Origin of the sequence: Xanthomonas prunicola (assembly GCF_025266575.1) — a bacterium.
GTDB lineage: Bacteria > Pseudomonadota > Gammaproteobacteria > Xanthomonadales > Xanthomonadaceae > Xanthomonas > Xanthomonas prunicola.
In genome coordinates, this window is record NZ_CP096142.1 from 4,883,452 (window position 1) to 4,898,040 (window position 14,589).

The 14,589-nt window shown below is 64.9% G+C and carries 16 protein-coding genes and 1 tRNA gene; 12 read left to right on the forward strand and 5 right to left on the reverse strand.

Going from position 1 to position 14,589, the window contains the following annotated elements:
- The first annotated feature begins 23 nt into the window (after window positions 1-23).
- From M0D43_RS20805 to M0D43_RS20855, 11 genes are all read left to right on the forward strand, one after another.
- Complete coding sequence (locus M0D43_RS20805) at window positions 24-1,124, forward strand: acetylornithine deacetylase (RefSeq protein ID WP_252162850.1); 1,101 nt, start codon at window positions 24-26, stop codon at window positions 1,122-1,124.
- A 49-nt stretch (window positions 1,125-1,173) separates the two neighbouring features.
- Window positions 1,174-2,517 (forward strand): acetylglutamate kinase, encoded by a 1,344-nt coding sequence (locus M0D43_RS20810; protein ID WP_252162851.1) that lies wholly within the window; start codon window positions 1,174-1,176, stop codon window positions 2,515-2,517.
- Window positions 2,518-2,522: 5 nt separating this feature from the next.
- Window positions 2,523-3,134: a GNAT family N-acetyltransferase gene (locus M0D43_RS20815; RefSeq protein WP_252162852.1), complete on the forward strand. Its 612-nt coding sequence runs from the start codon at window positions 2,523-2,525 to the stop codon at window positions 3,132-3,134.
- Window positions 3,131-4,099 (forward strand): N-acetyl-gamma-glutamyl-phosphate reductase, encoded by a 969-nt coding sequence (gene argC / locus M0D43_RS20820; protein WP_252162853.1) that lies wholly within the window; start codon window positions 3,131-3,133, stop codon window positions 4,097-4,099. The genes M0D43_RS20815 and argC overlap by 4 nt, the downstream gene beginning before the upstream one ends.
- A 145-nt stretch (window positions 4,100-4,244) precedes the next feature.
- On the forward strand, window positions 4,245-5,540 hold the full coding sequence (gene argH, locus M0D43_RS20825; RefSeq protein ID WP_260807569.1) for an argininosuccinate lyase: 1,296 nt from the start codon (window positions 4,245-4,247) through the stop codon (window positions 5,538-5,540).
- A 1-nt stretch (window position 5,541) separates the two neighbouring features.
- The gene (locus tag M0D43_RS20830) at window positions 5,542-5,919 is read left to right on the forward strand and encodes a cupin domain-containing protein (protein WP_252162854.1); all 378 of its coding nucleotides are present in this window, start codon (window positions 5,542-5,544) and stop codon (window positions 5,917-5,919) included.
- Window positions 5,916-6,128 carry a hypothetical protein gene (locus M0D43_RS20835; protein ID WP_252162855.1) on the forward strand — a complete coding sequence of 71 codons (213 nt, stop codon included), beginning with the start codon at window positions 5,916-5,918 and terminating at the stop codon, window positions 6,126-6,128. Before M0D43_RS20830 ends, M0D43_RS20835 begins: the two co-directional genes overlap by 4 nt.
- The gene (locus tag M0D43_RS20840) at window positions 6,112-6,903 is read left to right on the forward strand and encodes a BPL-N domain-containing protein (RefSeq protein WP_260807571.1); all 792 of its coding nucleotides are present in this window, start codon (window positions 6,112-6,114) and stop codon (window positions 6,901-6,903) included. The genes M0D43_RS20835 and M0D43_RS20840 overlap by 17 nt, the downstream gene beginning before the upstream one ends.
- An 89-nt stretch (window positions 6,904-6,992) precedes the next feature.
- Window positions 6,993-7,250 carry a YciI family protein gene (locus tag M0D43_RS20845; RefSeq protein WP_179563951.1) on the forward strand — a complete coding sequence of 86 codons (258 nt, stop codon included), beginning with the start codon at window positions 6,993-6,995 and terminating at the stop codon, window positions 7,248-7,250.
- 16 nt (window positions 7,251-7,266) lie between these two features.
- Window positions 7,267-8,421 carry a glutamate 5-kinase gene (gene proB, locus M0D43_RS20850; protein ID WP_252162857.1) on the forward strand — a complete coding sequence of 385 codons (1,155 nt, stop codon included), beginning with the start codon at window positions 7,267-7,269 and terminating at the stop codon, window positions 8,419-8,421.
- A 153-nt stretch (window positions 8,422-8,574) separates the two neighbouring features.
- Window positions 8,575-9,819: a glutamate-5-semialdehyde dehydrogenase gene (locus M0D43_RS20855; protein WP_252162858.1), complete on the forward strand. Its 1,245-nt coding sequence runs from the start codon at window positions 8,575-8,577 to the stop codon at window positions 9,817-9,819.
- Between the two features lie 69 nt (window positions 9,820-9,888).
- On the opposite strand, the gene M0D43_RS20860 is transcribed toward M0D43_RS20855, so the two are convergent.
- Window positions 9,889-10,389 (reverse strand): hypothetical protein, encoded by a 501-nt coding sequence (locus M0D43_RS20860; RefSeq protein ID WP_260807574.1) that lies wholly within the window; start codon window positions 10,387-10,389, stop codon window positions 9,889-9,891.
- A gap of 183 nt (window positions 10,390-10,572) precedes the next feature.
- Entirely contained in the window at window positions 10,573-10,893 is a 321-nt protein-coding gene (locus tag M0D43_RS20865) for a hypothetical protein (protein ID WP_252162860.1), read from the reverse strand.
- A 147-nt stretch (window positions 10,894-11,040) separates the two neighbouring features.
- Between M0D43_RS20865 and M0D43_RS20870 the strand changes: the two genes are divergently transcribed.
- A complete protein-coding gene (locus tag M0D43_RS20870; protein WP_252162861.1) occupies window positions 11,041-12,954 on the forward strand; it encodes a CocE/NonD family hydrolase in 1,914 nt (637 codons plus the stop codon).
- Here M0D43_RS20870 and M0D43_RS20875 read toward each other — a convergent pair.
- From M0D43_RS20875 to cydX, 3 genes are all read right to left on the reverse strand, one after another.
- Window positions 12,935-14,161 (reverse strand): CynX/NimT family MFS transporter, encoded by a 1,227-nt coding sequence (locus tag M0D43_RS20875; protein ID WP_260808302.1) that lies wholly within the window; start codon window positions 14,159-14,161, stop codon window positions 12,935-12,937. The two genes, M0D43_RS20870 and M0D43_RS20875, sit on opposite strands and share 20 nt — an antisense overlap.
- Before the next feature lie 124 nt (window positions 14,162-14,285).
- Window positions 14,286-14,362, reverse strand: a tRNA-Pro gene (locus M0D43_RS20880).
- Window positions 14,363-14,421: 59 nt separating this feature from the next.
- Window positions 14,422-14,532, reverse strand: a complete 111-nt coding sequence (gene cydX, locus M0D43_RS20885; RefSeq protein ID WP_252162862.1) for a cytochrome bd-I oxidase subunit CydX — start codon at window positions 14,530-14,532, stop codon at window positions 14,422-14,424.
- Between the last annotated feature and the right edge of the window lie 57 nt (window positions 14,533-14,589).

Below are 14,589 nucleotides of genomic sequence, written 5' to 3' on the forward strand. Positions count from 1 at the left end.
CCGACGCAATCAAGACGCGATCAATGACCACACTGCTCGACAACACACTGACGCATCTACAGGCACTGGTGTCCTTCGACACCCGTAATCCGCCGCGGGCGATCGCTGCCGAAGGCGGCATCTTCGACTACCTGCGCGCACAGCTGCCCGGTTTCCAGGTCGAGGTAATCGACCACGGCGCCGGTGCAGTGAGCCTGTATGCCGTGCGCGGAACTCCCAAGTATTTGTTCAACGTGCATCTGGACACCGTGCCGGATTCGCCGCACTGGAGTGCCGACCCACACGTCATGCGGCGCACCGAGGACCGTGTGATTGGCTTGGGCGTCTGCGACATCAAGGGCGCGGCGGCGGCGCTGGTGGCAGCGGCCAATGCCGGCGATGGCGATGCGGCGTTTCTGTTTTCCTCCGACGAAGAGGCCAACGACCCGCGTTGCATCGCTGCGTTTCTGGCGCGTGGGTTGCCCTACGAGGCGGTGCTGGTCGCCGAGCCGACCATGAGCGAGGCGGTGCTGGCGCATCGCGGCATCAGTTCGGTGCTGATGCGCTTTGCCGGGCGCGCCGGGCATGCCTCGGGCAAACAGGACCCCTCAGCCAGTGCCTTGCACCAGGCGATGCGCTGGGGCGGCAAGGCGCTGGATCATGTCGAGTCGCTGGCGCATGCACGCTTCGGCGGCTTGACCGGCTTGCGCTTCAACATCGGCCGCGTCGACGGTGGCATCAAGGCCAACATGATCGCGCCGGCGGCGGAGCTACGTTTTGGCTTTCGTCCGCTGCCGTCGATGGACGTGGACGGCTTGCTGGCCACCTTCGCCGGCTTTGCCGATCCTGCGGCAGCGCATTTCGAAGAAACCTTTCGCGGGCCGAGCCTGCCGTCCGGCGACATCGCGCGCGCGGAAGAACGTCGCCTGTCTGCACGCGATGTCGCCGATGCGTTGGACCTGCCGATCGGCAACGCGGTGGATTTCTGGACCGAAGCCTCGCTGTTTTCGGCCGGCGGCTATACCGCGCTGGTCTATGGGCCGGGCGATATCGCCCAGGCGCATACCGCCGACGAATTCGTGACGCTTGCGCAGTTGCAGCGTTATGCCGATTCGGTCCACCGCATCATCAACGGCGCGCACTGACGCCGATTCCTGCGCCTGGCGCATCCTTCATCCTCCTTCGATCACGGCAATGTCCCTCCCAGCACAGCCCCACAAACAGACCCGTCAAACCATCGTGCGCCTGCTCTCGAGCATGGCCAGCGCGAAGGAAATCAGCCAGTACCTCAAGCGTTTTTCGCAGGTGGATGCCAAGCGCTTTGCGGTGGTCAAGGTGGGCGGCGCGGTGCTGCGCGACGACCTGGACGCGCTGACCTCGTCGCTGTCGTTTCTGCAGGAAGTGGGCCTGACCCCAATCGTGCTGCATGGCGCCGGCCCGCAGCTGGATGCAGAGCTGTCCGCAGCCGGCATCGAAAAGCAGACCGTCAACGGCTTGCGGGTGACTTCGCCCGAAGCATTGGCGATCGTGCGCAAGGTCTTCCAGGCCTCCAATCTCAAGCTGGTGGAGGCGCTGCAGCAGAACGGTGCGCGTGCGACATCGATCACTGGCGGCGTGTTCGAGGCCGAGTATCTAGGGCGCGACACCTACGGCCTGGTCGGTGAGGTCAAGGCGGTGAATCTGGCGCCGATCGAAGCCAGCCTGCAGGCCGGCTCGATCCCGGTGATCACCAGCCTGGGCGAAACCCCAAGTGGGCAGATCCTCAACATCAATGCGGATTTCGCCGCCAACGAATTGGTGCAGGAGCTGCAGCCGTACAAGATCATCTTCCTCACCGGGACCGGCGGCTTGCTGGATGCCGACGGCAAGCTGATCGATTCGATCAACCTGTCCACCGAATACGATCATCTGATGCAGCAGCCGTGGATCAATGGCGGCATGCGGGTCAAGATCGAACAGATCAAGGACCTGCTCGACCGGCTGCCGCTGGAATCGTCGGTGTCGATCACCCGGCCTGCAGATCTGGCCAAGGAACTGTTCACCCACAAGGGCTCTGGCACGCTGGTGCGGCGGGGCGAGCGGGTGCTGCGTGCGACCTCCTGGGACGAGCTGGATCTGCCTCGCCTGAAGTCGCTGATCGAATCCAGCTTCGGCCGCACGCTGGTGCCGGATTACTTCGCCAACACCAAACTGCTGCGCGCGTATGTCAGCGAGAACTATCGCGCAGCAGTGATCCTCACCGACGAAGGCCAGTTCGGGGCGGGCAGACTGACGTACCTGGACAAGTTCGCCGTGCTCGACGATGCGCAGGGCGAGGGCCTGGGCCGTGCGGTGTGGAATGTGATGCGCGAAGAAACCCCGCAACTGTTCTGGCGCTCGCGTCACAACAACCAGGTCAACATCTTCTACTACGCCGAATCCGACGGCTGCATCAAGCAGGAGAAGTGGAAGGTGTTCTGGTACGGGCTGGAGAATTTCGAGCAGATCCAGCATTGCGTGGCGCATTGTGCGACGCGCCAACCGACGCTGCTGGGCTGAGTACGATGGCGCCCATCGCATTGCCATCGCTTTGGCGCGAGCTGCCCACGCTACGCGGGCAACACGCAACATTGGAACCATTGCAGGCTGCGCATGCCGATGGTCTGCGCGCTGCGCTGGGCGATGAGGCCTTGTCGCGGCTGTGGTACACCGGCGTGCCGGCACCGGCGCAGGTGGACGACTACGTGGGCGCAGCCTTGGCTGCGCAAGCCGACGGGCGAGTGCTGCCTTACGTGGTACGCGATACGGCCGGTGAGATCGTCGGCTGCACACGCTATTACGGGCTGGATGCGACAGTGCCCAAGCTGTCGATCGGCTATACCTGGTACGCACCGCGCGTGCAGCGCAGCGGCGTCAATACCGACACCAAGCGGATGCTGCTGCAGCACGCTTTCGAAACGCTGGGCTGCCTGAGCGTGGTGTTCGAAACCAGCTGGTTCAACCACATCTCGCGCGCGGCGATCGCGCGGCTGGGCGCAAAACAGGACGGCGTGCTGCGCAACCATACCCGCCATCTCGACGGTACGCCGCGCGATACCGTGGTGTTCTCCATCATCGATACGGAATGGGCCGGGGTGAAACGCCACCTGCAGTTCCGCCTGGGAGCAAACGCATGACGGTTCAAACAACGACCATTGGCATCGTCGGCGCCCGCGGGCATACCGGCTCGGAATTGATCACATTGGTGGTGGCGCACCCGCACCTGCAATTGGTCTTCGTCTCGTCGCGCGAGCTGGCTGGGCAGCGCGTGGCCGAGCACAACAACGGCTATCAGGGGGAACTGCGCTACGAAAGCCTGGATGCCGAGGCAGTGGCCGCCAAGGCTGCCGATGTAGTGATCCTGGCGCTGCCGAATGGCAAGGCCGAACCGTTCGTTGCGGCGATCGACGCGAGCCGGCCACCGACGCTGCTGATCGATCTTTCCGCTGATTATCGCTTCGATCCGTCCTGGTATTACGGCCTGCCGGAGCTGACGCGCGGCAGCTACGCCGGGCAAAGGCGCATCAGCAACCCTGGCTGTTATGCCACCGCCATGCAGCTGACCATTGCGCCCTTGCTCGACCAGTTGGCAGGCCCGCCACAGTGCTTCGGCGTGTCCGGATATTCAGGCGCAGGCACCACACCCTCGGACAAGAACAACCCTGCGCTGCTCGCCGACAATCTGATGCCGTATGCGCTGACTAACCACATGCACGAGCGTGAGGTGTCTGCGCAGCTGGGCGTGCCGGTGGAGTTCATGCCGCATGTGGCGCCGTATTTCCGCGGCATCACCATGACCGTCAACATGTGGCTGCAGCAGCCGCTGACGCGCGAGCAGATCCAGACGCGCTATGCGCAGCGTTATGCCAACGAATCGTTGATCGAGATCGTCGACCAAGCGCCTTGGGTGAGCCGCATCGCCGGCAAGCAAGGGGTGCAGATCGGCGGGATGACGCTGGCGCCCGGCAATAAGCGCGTGGTGGTGGTGGCAACGCTGGACAACCTGCTCAAGGGTGCGGCGACGCAGGCGATGCAGAACCTCAACCTGGCGCTGGGCTTGGGCGAGTTGACCTCGATTCCGCTGTCAGGGCAGCCGCAATGAGGCTTCTTTGCCGCCGAGACTCGGCACCCCCGGACAATGACGCCAAGCGCGCGCACGTCGACATCGCCCGGTCGGTCACGCGCGTCGAAATAGAGCGGGCGACGGTGTTCGATTTCCCATTCTCCATTTCCGATTCCTTCAAAAAATGACCAACCTCCTGTGGCAAAAACCCGGCGTCGCCGTCGACGCCAAGATCCAGGCCTTCCTGGCCGGCGACGACGTGATCCTGGACCGTGAGTTCTTCCTGCACGACATCGCCGCCAGCGGCGCGCACGCCGAAGGCCTGCAGCGCATCGGCATCCTGTCGGCCGACGAACTGGCCGGGCTGCAGCGCGAGCTGGCGCTCCTGGCCGAGGATTTCCGCAGCGGCGGGTTCATGCTAGACGAGCGCTTCGAAGACGGCCACTCGGCGATCGAGGCGCGGCTCACCGAGCGCCTGGGCGATGCCGGCCGCAAGATCCACACCGGGCGTAGCCGCAACGACCAGATCCTGGTCGCCACCCGCCTGTGGCTGAAGGAACGGCTGGCGCAACTGGCGCAGCTGAGCCGCGAGATCGCCAAGGTCGCGCTGGACCGCGCGCAGGCCGAGCAGGCGCTGCCGCTGCCGGGCTACACGCATATCCAGCGCGCCGTGGTGTCCTCGGCCGGGATGTGGTGGGCCGGCTGGGCCGAGGCCTTCATCGACGATGCGATCCGCGCCAGCGACACGCTGCGCCTGATCGACGCCAACCCGCTCGGCACCGCCGCCGGCTATGGTGTCAACCTCAAGCTCGACCGCGAGCACACCACCGCCGCGCTCGGTTTCGCGCGTATGCAGGTCAGTCCGATCTACGCGCAGCTGTCGCGCGGCAAGTTCGAGATGGCCGCGCTGGAAGCGCTGGGCAGCGCGACCCTGGACCTGCGCCGGCTGGCCTGGGATCTGTCGCTGTTCACCAGCGGCGAGTTCGGTTTCGTCGCCTTGCCGGCGCAGTACACCACCGGCAGTTCGATCATGCCCAACAAGCGCAACCCGGACGTGATCGAACTGATGCGCGCCACCCACGCCAGCGTGGCCGCCGCGCGCACCGAGATCGAGCAGCTGCTGTCGCTGCCGTCCGGCTACCACCGCGACCTGCAGAGCAGCAAGGGTGCGATCTTTCATGGCTTCGGCCGCGGCCTGGCCGCGCTGGAACTGCTGCCGGCGCTGCTGGCCAACCTGGAGTGGCGCGAAGACAGGCTGCGCGCGGCGATCGACTCGGGCATGTATGCCACCGATGTCGCGGTCGAGGCGGCGATGGCCGGGGTGCCGTTCCGCGAGGCCTACCAAGCTGCCGCCGCGTCGGCCGCCAGCGCAGGGCAGGGGCGCACGCCGGAAGGCAGCCTGGCCGCGCGGGTCTCGCCCGGCGCCGCCGCCGACCTGCGCCTGGCGCAATTGCAGGCGCGCTGGGGCGAGCTGGCTTGAGATGGGCGTCGTCGACACCGCCACTGCCGAGCACTACCGCTGGGGCAGCGATTGCGACGGCTGGCATCTGTTGCGCGCCGGCGACCTGGGCGTGATCAAGGAGCGCATGCCGCCCGGCAGTGTGGAACAGCGCCACCTGCCCAGTCACGCGCGACCATTCTTCTACGTGCTGGCCGGGCAGACGGTGCTGGAAATGGATGGGTACCGGCATGCGCTCGTCGCGGGGCAGGGCGTGCACCTGCCGCCCGGCAGCGCGCACCAGATGCGCAACGCATCGGCAGCGGATTTGCACAGCCTGGTAGTGTCCGCGCCGTACGGTCATGGCGACCGCGTGTCGCTGCCGGCCGCCTCGGCCGACAACGAGGATGACCACGCGTGACCAGGTTCCACCTGCTGCAGGTGATGCGCAAGCCGGCGTTCAGCGCCGAGGTGGTCACGCCGCACCGCGCGTTCTTTGCGCGGCTGGGCGTCAAGCGCCGGCTGGAACGCGCTGGCGGTTTCGAGGCGGCAGCGGCGCTGCACGCTGCCACGCTGGCGTGGCGACTTAACTTTTCACTGGCAAGGGGGATGCATGAGCCGATCGTCTGATCTGTCCAGAGGGCCGCAGCGCGATGGCTGGACCATGCTGGCGACGTTGCTGTTGTCGCTGCTGCTGGTGCTGTCCTTGCCGTCGCATGCGGCAACCGGTGACGCGCTGAAGGTGGCGGTGTACCGGGGCAAGGCCGGGTGCCGCGGTTGTTCGGAAATGGTGGTGAAATCCTTGCGGGGAAGCGGACTGAAGGTCGAAGTCGCCTATGTCGGCGAGCGCGAGCCGCTCAAGGTGAACGCGCGCACGCTGAGCGGATTTGACCTGTACATCCAGCCCGGCGGCGGGCAGGACATCCCTGCCGCCTATGCCGCCATCGGCGACGACGGCGCCAGCGCGATCCGCGCCTTCGTGCGCAGCGGCAAGGGCTTCCTCGGTTTGTGCATGGGCGCCTATCTCGCCGACCGCGACTGGATCGGGCTGATCGACGTGGCGCTGCTATCGGAGGTCGGGCGCCCGGGCTCGGGCATCGACGACGAAGGCGACCATACGATCGATGTGCGCTGGGACGGGACGCTGGAACGCTTCTACTATCAGGACGGTCCGTATTTCACCGGTGAGGCCGCATCGGGCTATGCGCAGATCGCCCACTACCGCAACGGCGACGTGGCCATGGCCCGCTACGGCTATGGCGCCGGCACGGTGGTGCTGACCGGCCCGCATCCCGAAGCCGACGCCAGCTGGATCGACGAAGAGGGCGGCGACGCTGCGGCGCAGGACAAGATGCGGCGCCTGCTGCGCTACTTCGCGGCCACACGGATGGCTGAAGCGCGCTAGTGCGCGCAGCGGCCGGATGGCAGGCGATACGGGAAGGGATGGCCACCACGTTGGTGGTGCGGTGACGTGATCGATCGAGGAGTGACAGGATGACGCTGTATCTGGTAATGGCGATGCGCAAGCCGGACTTTCCGCCGTCGGTGGTCCAGCCGCACCGCGATTTTCTCGCTGCGTTGCGCGCGCGCGGGCTGCTGGAACTGGCCGGCGGTTTCGGCGACGGCAGCGGCGGCGCCTACCTGCTGAAGAACGTCGCCAGCCTGGAGCAGGCGCGGGCGATCGTCGCCGAGGATCCGCTGGCGATCGAGGACGCGTCCGAACTGAGCGTGCATGCATGGAACGCGCAATGAGCCGGGCGCGGCTGCGATGAGCGTCGTGGTCGTTGGCGCATCGGCGTTCGTCGAGCAGGCGCTGCCGCCGTGGCGGCGCGCCGTGCTCAAGGTCGGCAGCAGCCTGCTTGCCGCTGATGGCGGTGGCCTGTCGCCACGTTTTGCGTTGGGGTTGGCGCAGTTTGTTTCTGCCAACCTGGCGGCGGGGCGTGAGCTGGTGATCGTGTCGTCGGGCGCAGTGGCGGCGGGCCGCGCCATCCTGCCGAAAGCGGTCGATGTCGGCGCACCGATCGCGGCACGCCAAGCATTGGCCGCGTTGGGTCAGGCGCAGTTGATCGCGCTGTGGCAGCGCTTTTTCGAGCGCCCGGTGGCGCAGGTGCTGCTCACCCATGACGACCTGCGCAACCGTCGCCGCTATCTCAATGCGCGCGCCACATTGGGCGAATTGTTGCGGTTGGGCGCACTGCCGGTGATCAACGAAAACGACACCGTCTCGGTGGACGAGTTGAAGCTGGGCGATAACGACAATCTGGCCGCAATCGTGGCCGCCCTGGTCGATGCCGATGCCTTGTTCATCGCCACCGATATCGACGGCTTGTACAGCGCCGACCCACGCAGCAACCCGTTGGCGCGGCCGCTCGACGATGTGCCCGAACTCACTCCGGAGGTACTGGCAATGGCCGGCGGCAGCGGCAGCAGCGTCGGCACCGGCGGCATGCGCACCAAGCTGGAAGCCGCTGCAAAGGCCGGCGCGGCCGGTATCGAAACCTATCTGTTCAACGGCCGCAGCAGCGAGGTGGTGCGCGCCCTGGCACAGGACCGCCTACGTGGCACGCGCATCCACGCCGCACGCACGCGTATCGCTGCACGCAAGTACTGGCTGCGCCACGCACCGGTGGAAGCGGGCGCAATCCTGGTCGATGCCGGCGCTGCAGCGGCGCTAAGCGACAAGGGCGCCTCGCTGTTGCCGGGAGGTGTGGCTGGCGCTGAAGGCGATTTCCGTCGCGGCGACATGGTGGAGATCCTTCTGCGCAATGACGAGGGCGAACGTTGTCTGGCGCGCGGCGTCAGCCAGTATTCGGCGCTGGATATCCGTCGCATCGCACGCCGCCACTCGCGCGAAATCGAGAGCGTGCTCGGTTACAGCTATGGCGAGAACGTGGTGCATCGTGACGATTTGGTGCTGTTGTAGCGGAGATTCGAGATTGGGATTGGCAATAGCATGTGGACGTCCTTTCTCAAACGCTGTCTCTTCGTCCCAACGACTGATCCCTGGTGGTGATAAAACGGTGCTGCTGGCTTTTACCGATCCCCAATCCCGACTCCCCAATCCCGGCCCCCAAAAATGACCATCAAAACGCTCGCTCTGCAATGCCGTGATGCCGCCCAGGTGGTGTCGCAACTGTCTGCGCAGGACAAGCGCGCTTTGCTGGAAGCGATGGCCGCAGCGCTGCAAGCCGATGCCGCGGCAATCCTTGCCGCGAACGCGCACGACCTGGAGGCGGCGCGTGCCAAGGGAACCGGCAGTGCCATGCTCGATCGGCTGGCGCTGGACGACAAGCGCCTGGCTGGCATTGCAGACGCATTGCGCGAGGTGGCCTTGTTGCCCGATCCAGTGGGTCAGATCACCCGCGAAGACGTGCGCCCCAACGGCATTCGTGTGCAGAAAGTGCGCGTGCCGCTGGGTGTGATCGCGATGATTTACGAGGCGCGCCCCAATGTGACTGCCGACGCCGCGGCGCTGTGCATCAAGGCCGGCAATGGCGTGATCCTGCGTGGTGGCTCTGAGGCAATCCATTCCAATACGGCCATCGCACGCGCACTACAGCGCGCCTTGCGCGAGGCCAATGTACCGGACGCCGCGCTGACCCTGGTTGAGGATCTGCGCCGCGAGACCATGCTGGAACTGCTGCAGCTCAGCGATATCGTCGATCTGGCAATTCCCCGCGGTGGCGAAGGCTTGATCCGATTTGTTGCCGAGCACGCGCGCGTGCCGGTGATCAAGCATTACAAGGGCGTGTGCCATCTGTTTGTGGATGCGTCGGCCGACGTGGAGCTGGCTGTGCGTCTGTTGGTGGATGGCAAGGCCAGCCGTCCGTCGGCCTGCAATTCGCTGGAGACCTTGCTGGTGCATGCAGACATTGCCGAGCGCTTTCTCCCGCTTGCCGCGCCGGCCTTGCGCGAACGCAAGGTGGAATTGCGTGGCGATGCGGCAACGCGCGCCGTGCTGCCCGACATCGCGCCTGCCAGCGACGATGACTACGCCGCCGAATTTCTCGATCTGATCCTGGCCATCCGCGTGGTGCCGGATCTGGACACCGCGCTGGCGCATATCCGCCAGTACGGCTCGGACCACACCGAGGTGATCGCCACGCAGGATGGCCACAATGCGGAGCGGTTCGTGCAGTCGCTGCGCTCGGCGGTGGTGATGGTCAACGCCTCCTCGCGTTTCTCCGATGGCGGCGAGCTGGGCCTGGGCGCGGAGATCGGCATCTCTACCACGCGCCTGCATTCCTACGGCCCGATGGGCCTGGAAGCGCTGACCGTGGAGCGGTTCGTTGTGCGCGGCCAGGGTCAGGTACGCCACTGAATGGCATGCGTTGCCGGCTCAGTCCTGTGGCGCTGTGCATTGCAGCGCCACTGGCCGACATCGACTCGATCACGTGGCCCTCTTTTCTCCTCCAAGCACCGTGCTCATCCATTCGTCGCTTATTGGGGAAACAAAGCCACTTCCTGATAGCCACACCTGTTTTCCAGCCCGATCCCACTTTTCCATCTTTTTTTGGAATTCGGCGGGATAGTCGTTTGCCCTGCAGGCGATATTGCACCAGGGGTCGCACACATAGATGTCCGCGTCCCAATCTGTCATGTCCGAAGGCAAGCTGCCTGCACCCGGCACTGGGCCGACAATCGCGGCGGTGTGCGCTGTTCCATTGAAAAAGGCAAGGCGTGCAATCTGGTTGTGATCTTGCTGCAAATAGTGGACGGCCAGGGTAGCCAGCTCACCGCAGTTGTGCGCGTTCCCATCCATGGCCGCCGACACCACGTCCTCTTCCAGGTCATCCACCTGCTTTCGCATCCGGGCGATCTCTGCAGTCGCACTGTGGATTCGAACGGCCTCCTCAAAGCCAGTGTTTCTCTTTTTGTTGCTCGATTTCAAGCGGGGCGCTTTGTAGTACTCGGCCCTGACGGACTGCATGACCTCGCTGACAGCCCTAAGGCTCGGCGAGAGCTGTCGTGAAGACGATCTGCTCGCACTCCTGCGATGGCTCGCGCTGCTCAGTCCTGCCAGCACGCCACTTGTGTGGTCGGGGTTGTTGACATGCTGCGACGTGTTGCCCGCTCACGGCTGCTGGGCCGTAGAACTTTCGGTATATGTGAATCTTCCCGAATGGACACGATCGCTGGAACCGCAAATACCCATGATGAGCACCTGATTGTTGAAGGCCGCTCCATCATGTGCAGGAACATCCGTTTCGAAATATGGAAGCGCGAAGCGATCGACTTGCGTGCGAATCGTGGACATCAACATCGCCTCCAGCACGCGATGCTCCAGCAATGGAATATTTCGCTGCTTATCGTTGGGTTTGATCGCGTGCGACTTGGTGGCAGTGATGCGCTGGCCATTGTTCTCGCCAGGCCTGCGCGCTTGCCAGCTGAGCAATATTGGACTGCGTTGGCTCAGATGCCGGGGCCGCGGCTTGCGCTCGGCACACGTGTTCCCATCCCGCCAACCACGACCTTTGACACTCCCCCGGCAGCCTGCGACCTGCCTACAGTCGACGACTGCCCCCGCACTCCCGGAGTCGTCATGCACCGCCTTGCCACCTGCCTGCTCGCCACCGCCATTGCCGCCGCTACCGGCGGCGTCTGGGCGCAAACCTCGCCGATGACGCCGGACATCAGCGGCAAGCCGTTCGTTGCTGCCGATGCCAGCAACGACTACATCAAGCGCGAGGTGATGATCCCGATGCGCGATGGGGTCAAGCTGCACACGGTGATCGTGCTGCCCAAGGGCGCAAAGAATGCGCCGATCGTGCTCACACGCACGCCTTACGATGCCAGTGGCCGCACCGAGCGGTTGGCCTCGCCGCATATGAAAGACTTGCTGTCTGCCGGCGACGACGTCTTCGTGGAAGGTGGCTACATCCGTGTGTTTCAGGACGTGCGGGGCAAGTACGGTTCCGAAGGCGATTACGTGATGACGCGGCCGCTGCGCGGGCCGCTCAATCCCAGCAAAGTCGATCATGCCACCGATGCCTGGGACACCATCGATTGGCTGGTAAAGAACGTCAAGCAATCCAATGGCAAGGTCGGCATGATCGGCTCGTCCTACGAAGGATTCACCGTGGTGATGGCGCTGACCAATCCGCATCCTGCGTTGAAGGTCGCGGTGCCGGAAAGCCCGATGGTCGACGGCTGGATGGGTGACGACTGGTTCAATTACGGCGCGTTCCGCCAGGTCAATTTCGACTACTTCACCGGCCAGCTCAGCAAGCGCGGCAAGGGCAGCGACATCCCGCGTCAGGGGCAAGACGATTACAGCAATTTCCTGCAGGCCGGCTCGGCCGGCGACTTCGCCAAGGCTGCGGGTCTGGAGCAGTTGCCCTGGTGGCACAAGCTCACCGAACACGCCGCCTACGATGCGTTCTGGCAGGAGCAGGCGCTGGACAAGGTGATGGCGCGCACGCCGCTGAAGGTGCCCACGATGTGGTTGCAAGGCCTCTGGGATCAGGAAGATATGTGGGGCGCGATCCACAGTTACGCGGCGATGGAGCCGCGCGACAAGAGCAATACGCTCAACTACCTGGTGATGGGGCCGTGGCGGCACAGTCAGGTGAACTACGACGGCAGCGCTTTGGGTGCCTTGAGTTTCGAGGGCGATACCGCGCGCCAGTTCCGCCATGACGTGCTGCGCCCGTTCTTCGATCAGTATCTTGTCGATGGCGCGCCGAAGGCGAACACGCCGCCGGTCTTCATCTACAACACCGGCGAGAACCACTGGGACCGCCTGCAGGCGTGGCCGCGCAGTTGCGACAAGGGGTGCGCGTCGACCAGCAAGCCGCTGTATCTGCAGGCCGGCGGCAAGCTCTCGTTCCAGCAGCCGGCGGCCGGGCAGGCGGGGTTTGAAGAGTACGTGTCCGACCCGGCCAAGCCGGTGCCGTTCGTGCCGCGTCCGGTGGATTTTGCCGACCGCGCGATGTGGACCACCTGGCTGGTGCACGACCAGCGCTTTGTCGATGGCCGCCCGGATGTGCTGACCTTTGTCACCGAGCCGCTGACCGAGCCATTGCAGATCGCCGGTGCCCCCGAAGTGCATCTGCAAGCCTCCACCAGCGGTAGCGACAGTGATTGGGTAGTGAAGTTGATCGACGTGTATCCGGACGAGATGGCGTCGAACCCGAAGATGGGCGGATATGAGTTGCCGGTGTCGCTGGCGATCTTTCGCGGCCGCTACCGCGAGAGTTTCAGCACGCCCAAGCCATTGGCATCCAATCAGCCGCTGGCGTTCCAGTTCGGCCTGCCGACCGCCAACCACACCTTCCAGCCGGGCCACCGGGTGATGGTGCAGGTGCAGTCCAGCCTGTTCCCGCTATACGACCGCAACCCGCAGACCTACGTGCCCAATATCTTCTTCGCCAAGCCCGGCGATTATCAAAAAGCCACGCAGCGGGTCTATGTGTCCCCCGAGCAGTCCAGTTACATCAGTCTGCCGGTACGTTGACCGCGCGGGCGCCGCGTGCCTGCGGCGCCCACACGTCTTCCAGCAACTGCGGGCGGCAGACCACCCAGGCGGCGGCCAGCTGCACCAGCAGGCAGATGACGAGGAACACGAAGGGGGAGGTCCAGCCGCCGCTGTGGGCGTGCAGCCAGCCGAACAGGAATGGCCCCAGACAGCTCACCGCATAGCCCACGCCTTGCGAGAAACCGGACAGTGCCGCCGAACCGGCCGCCGTACGGCTGCGCTGGTTCACCAACACCAGTGCCAGCGGAAACGTACTCGGCCCCAGGCCGAGCAGGGTCACCCACAGGATCGGTGCGGCCAGCGGCGCCCACCACAGCCCGGCGAACGCCACCAGATGGCAGGCCGCGCACAGCAGCACGATCGGGAACGGGTTGCGCATGCGCACCGCCAGCGCCGGCATGGTCAGCGCGCCGACCATGCCCAATGCCGCGAACAACGCCACCATGGTGCCGCCGAATGCGGGCGATGCGCCGGCTTCGCGCAGCAGCGTCGGCAGCCAGGTGAACATCGAATAGGTGACCAGCGAGGTCATGCCGAAAGTAATCGCCATGCTCCACCCCAGCGCAGTACGTGCAACACGGCCTTCGGCTTCGGGCGTTGGCGTCACCGGTGCCGGACCGGTGGCGCGGATGCGGCGGTGGTTGGCGTGCACCAGCGCCCAGGCCGCCGATGCCAGCAGGGCCGGCAGTACCCACACCACCATCGAGCTGCGCCACCCCAGCGCATCGGCCACTGGCACTGCCAGCAGCGCCGGCAGCAGCGTGCCGACCTGCAGTACGGTGATGTACAGGGTGCTCACACGGCCCACGCGATCGCCGAAGTAGCGCTTCACCAGCGGTGGCAGCACCACGTTGCCCATGCCCATGCCGGCCAATGCCACCAGCGAGCCGGCCAGCAGCCCGGCGGTGCCCGGCAGCAGCGGGCGCAGCACCAACCCAAGCGTGGCCAGCGCCATCGACAACAGCGCAACGCGCAGCAAGCCGAAACGGCGCAGCAAGGCGGGTGTTGCCACGCCAGTGAGTGCGAACGCTGCGGTCGGCAACATGCCGAGCGCACCCATGGTGGGCGCGCCGAAGGCGTATTCGTTGGCAATGCGTTCCAACAGCGGCGTCAACGACGTCACCGCGGTGCGCAAGTTGAATGCGGAAAGCAGAATCGCGGCCAGCACCAAGCCGCGGCCACGCAACTGGGCGGACGAAGAAGACGCGGTCGTGACAACAGACATGACAGACCATCCGCGCCGTACACGTGTGTGCACCGACGCCTAAAAAACACAAAACCGGCGCTAGGCCGGTTTTGTGTTTTGAAACTGGTCGGGGAGACAGGATTCGAACCTGCGACCTCTACGTCCCGAACGTAGCGCTCTACCAGACTGAGCTACACCCCGAAGGAGCCGCGTATGTTACATAGGGAATGGGGAATCGGCAAGCATCTGATGAAATTATTTTACTGATGCAGTTCGCCACGCTCGGGCTCGCGTGCTTCGAACCACATGCCGTTGAGCACGGCGGCCAATGCTGCCAGGCCGGTGCCCAGGATCCATGCGAAATACCACATTGATGTGTTCCTCGAATCGTCGAAAAAGTAATGGTGAAGCGGCGCGGCAACGCAGGC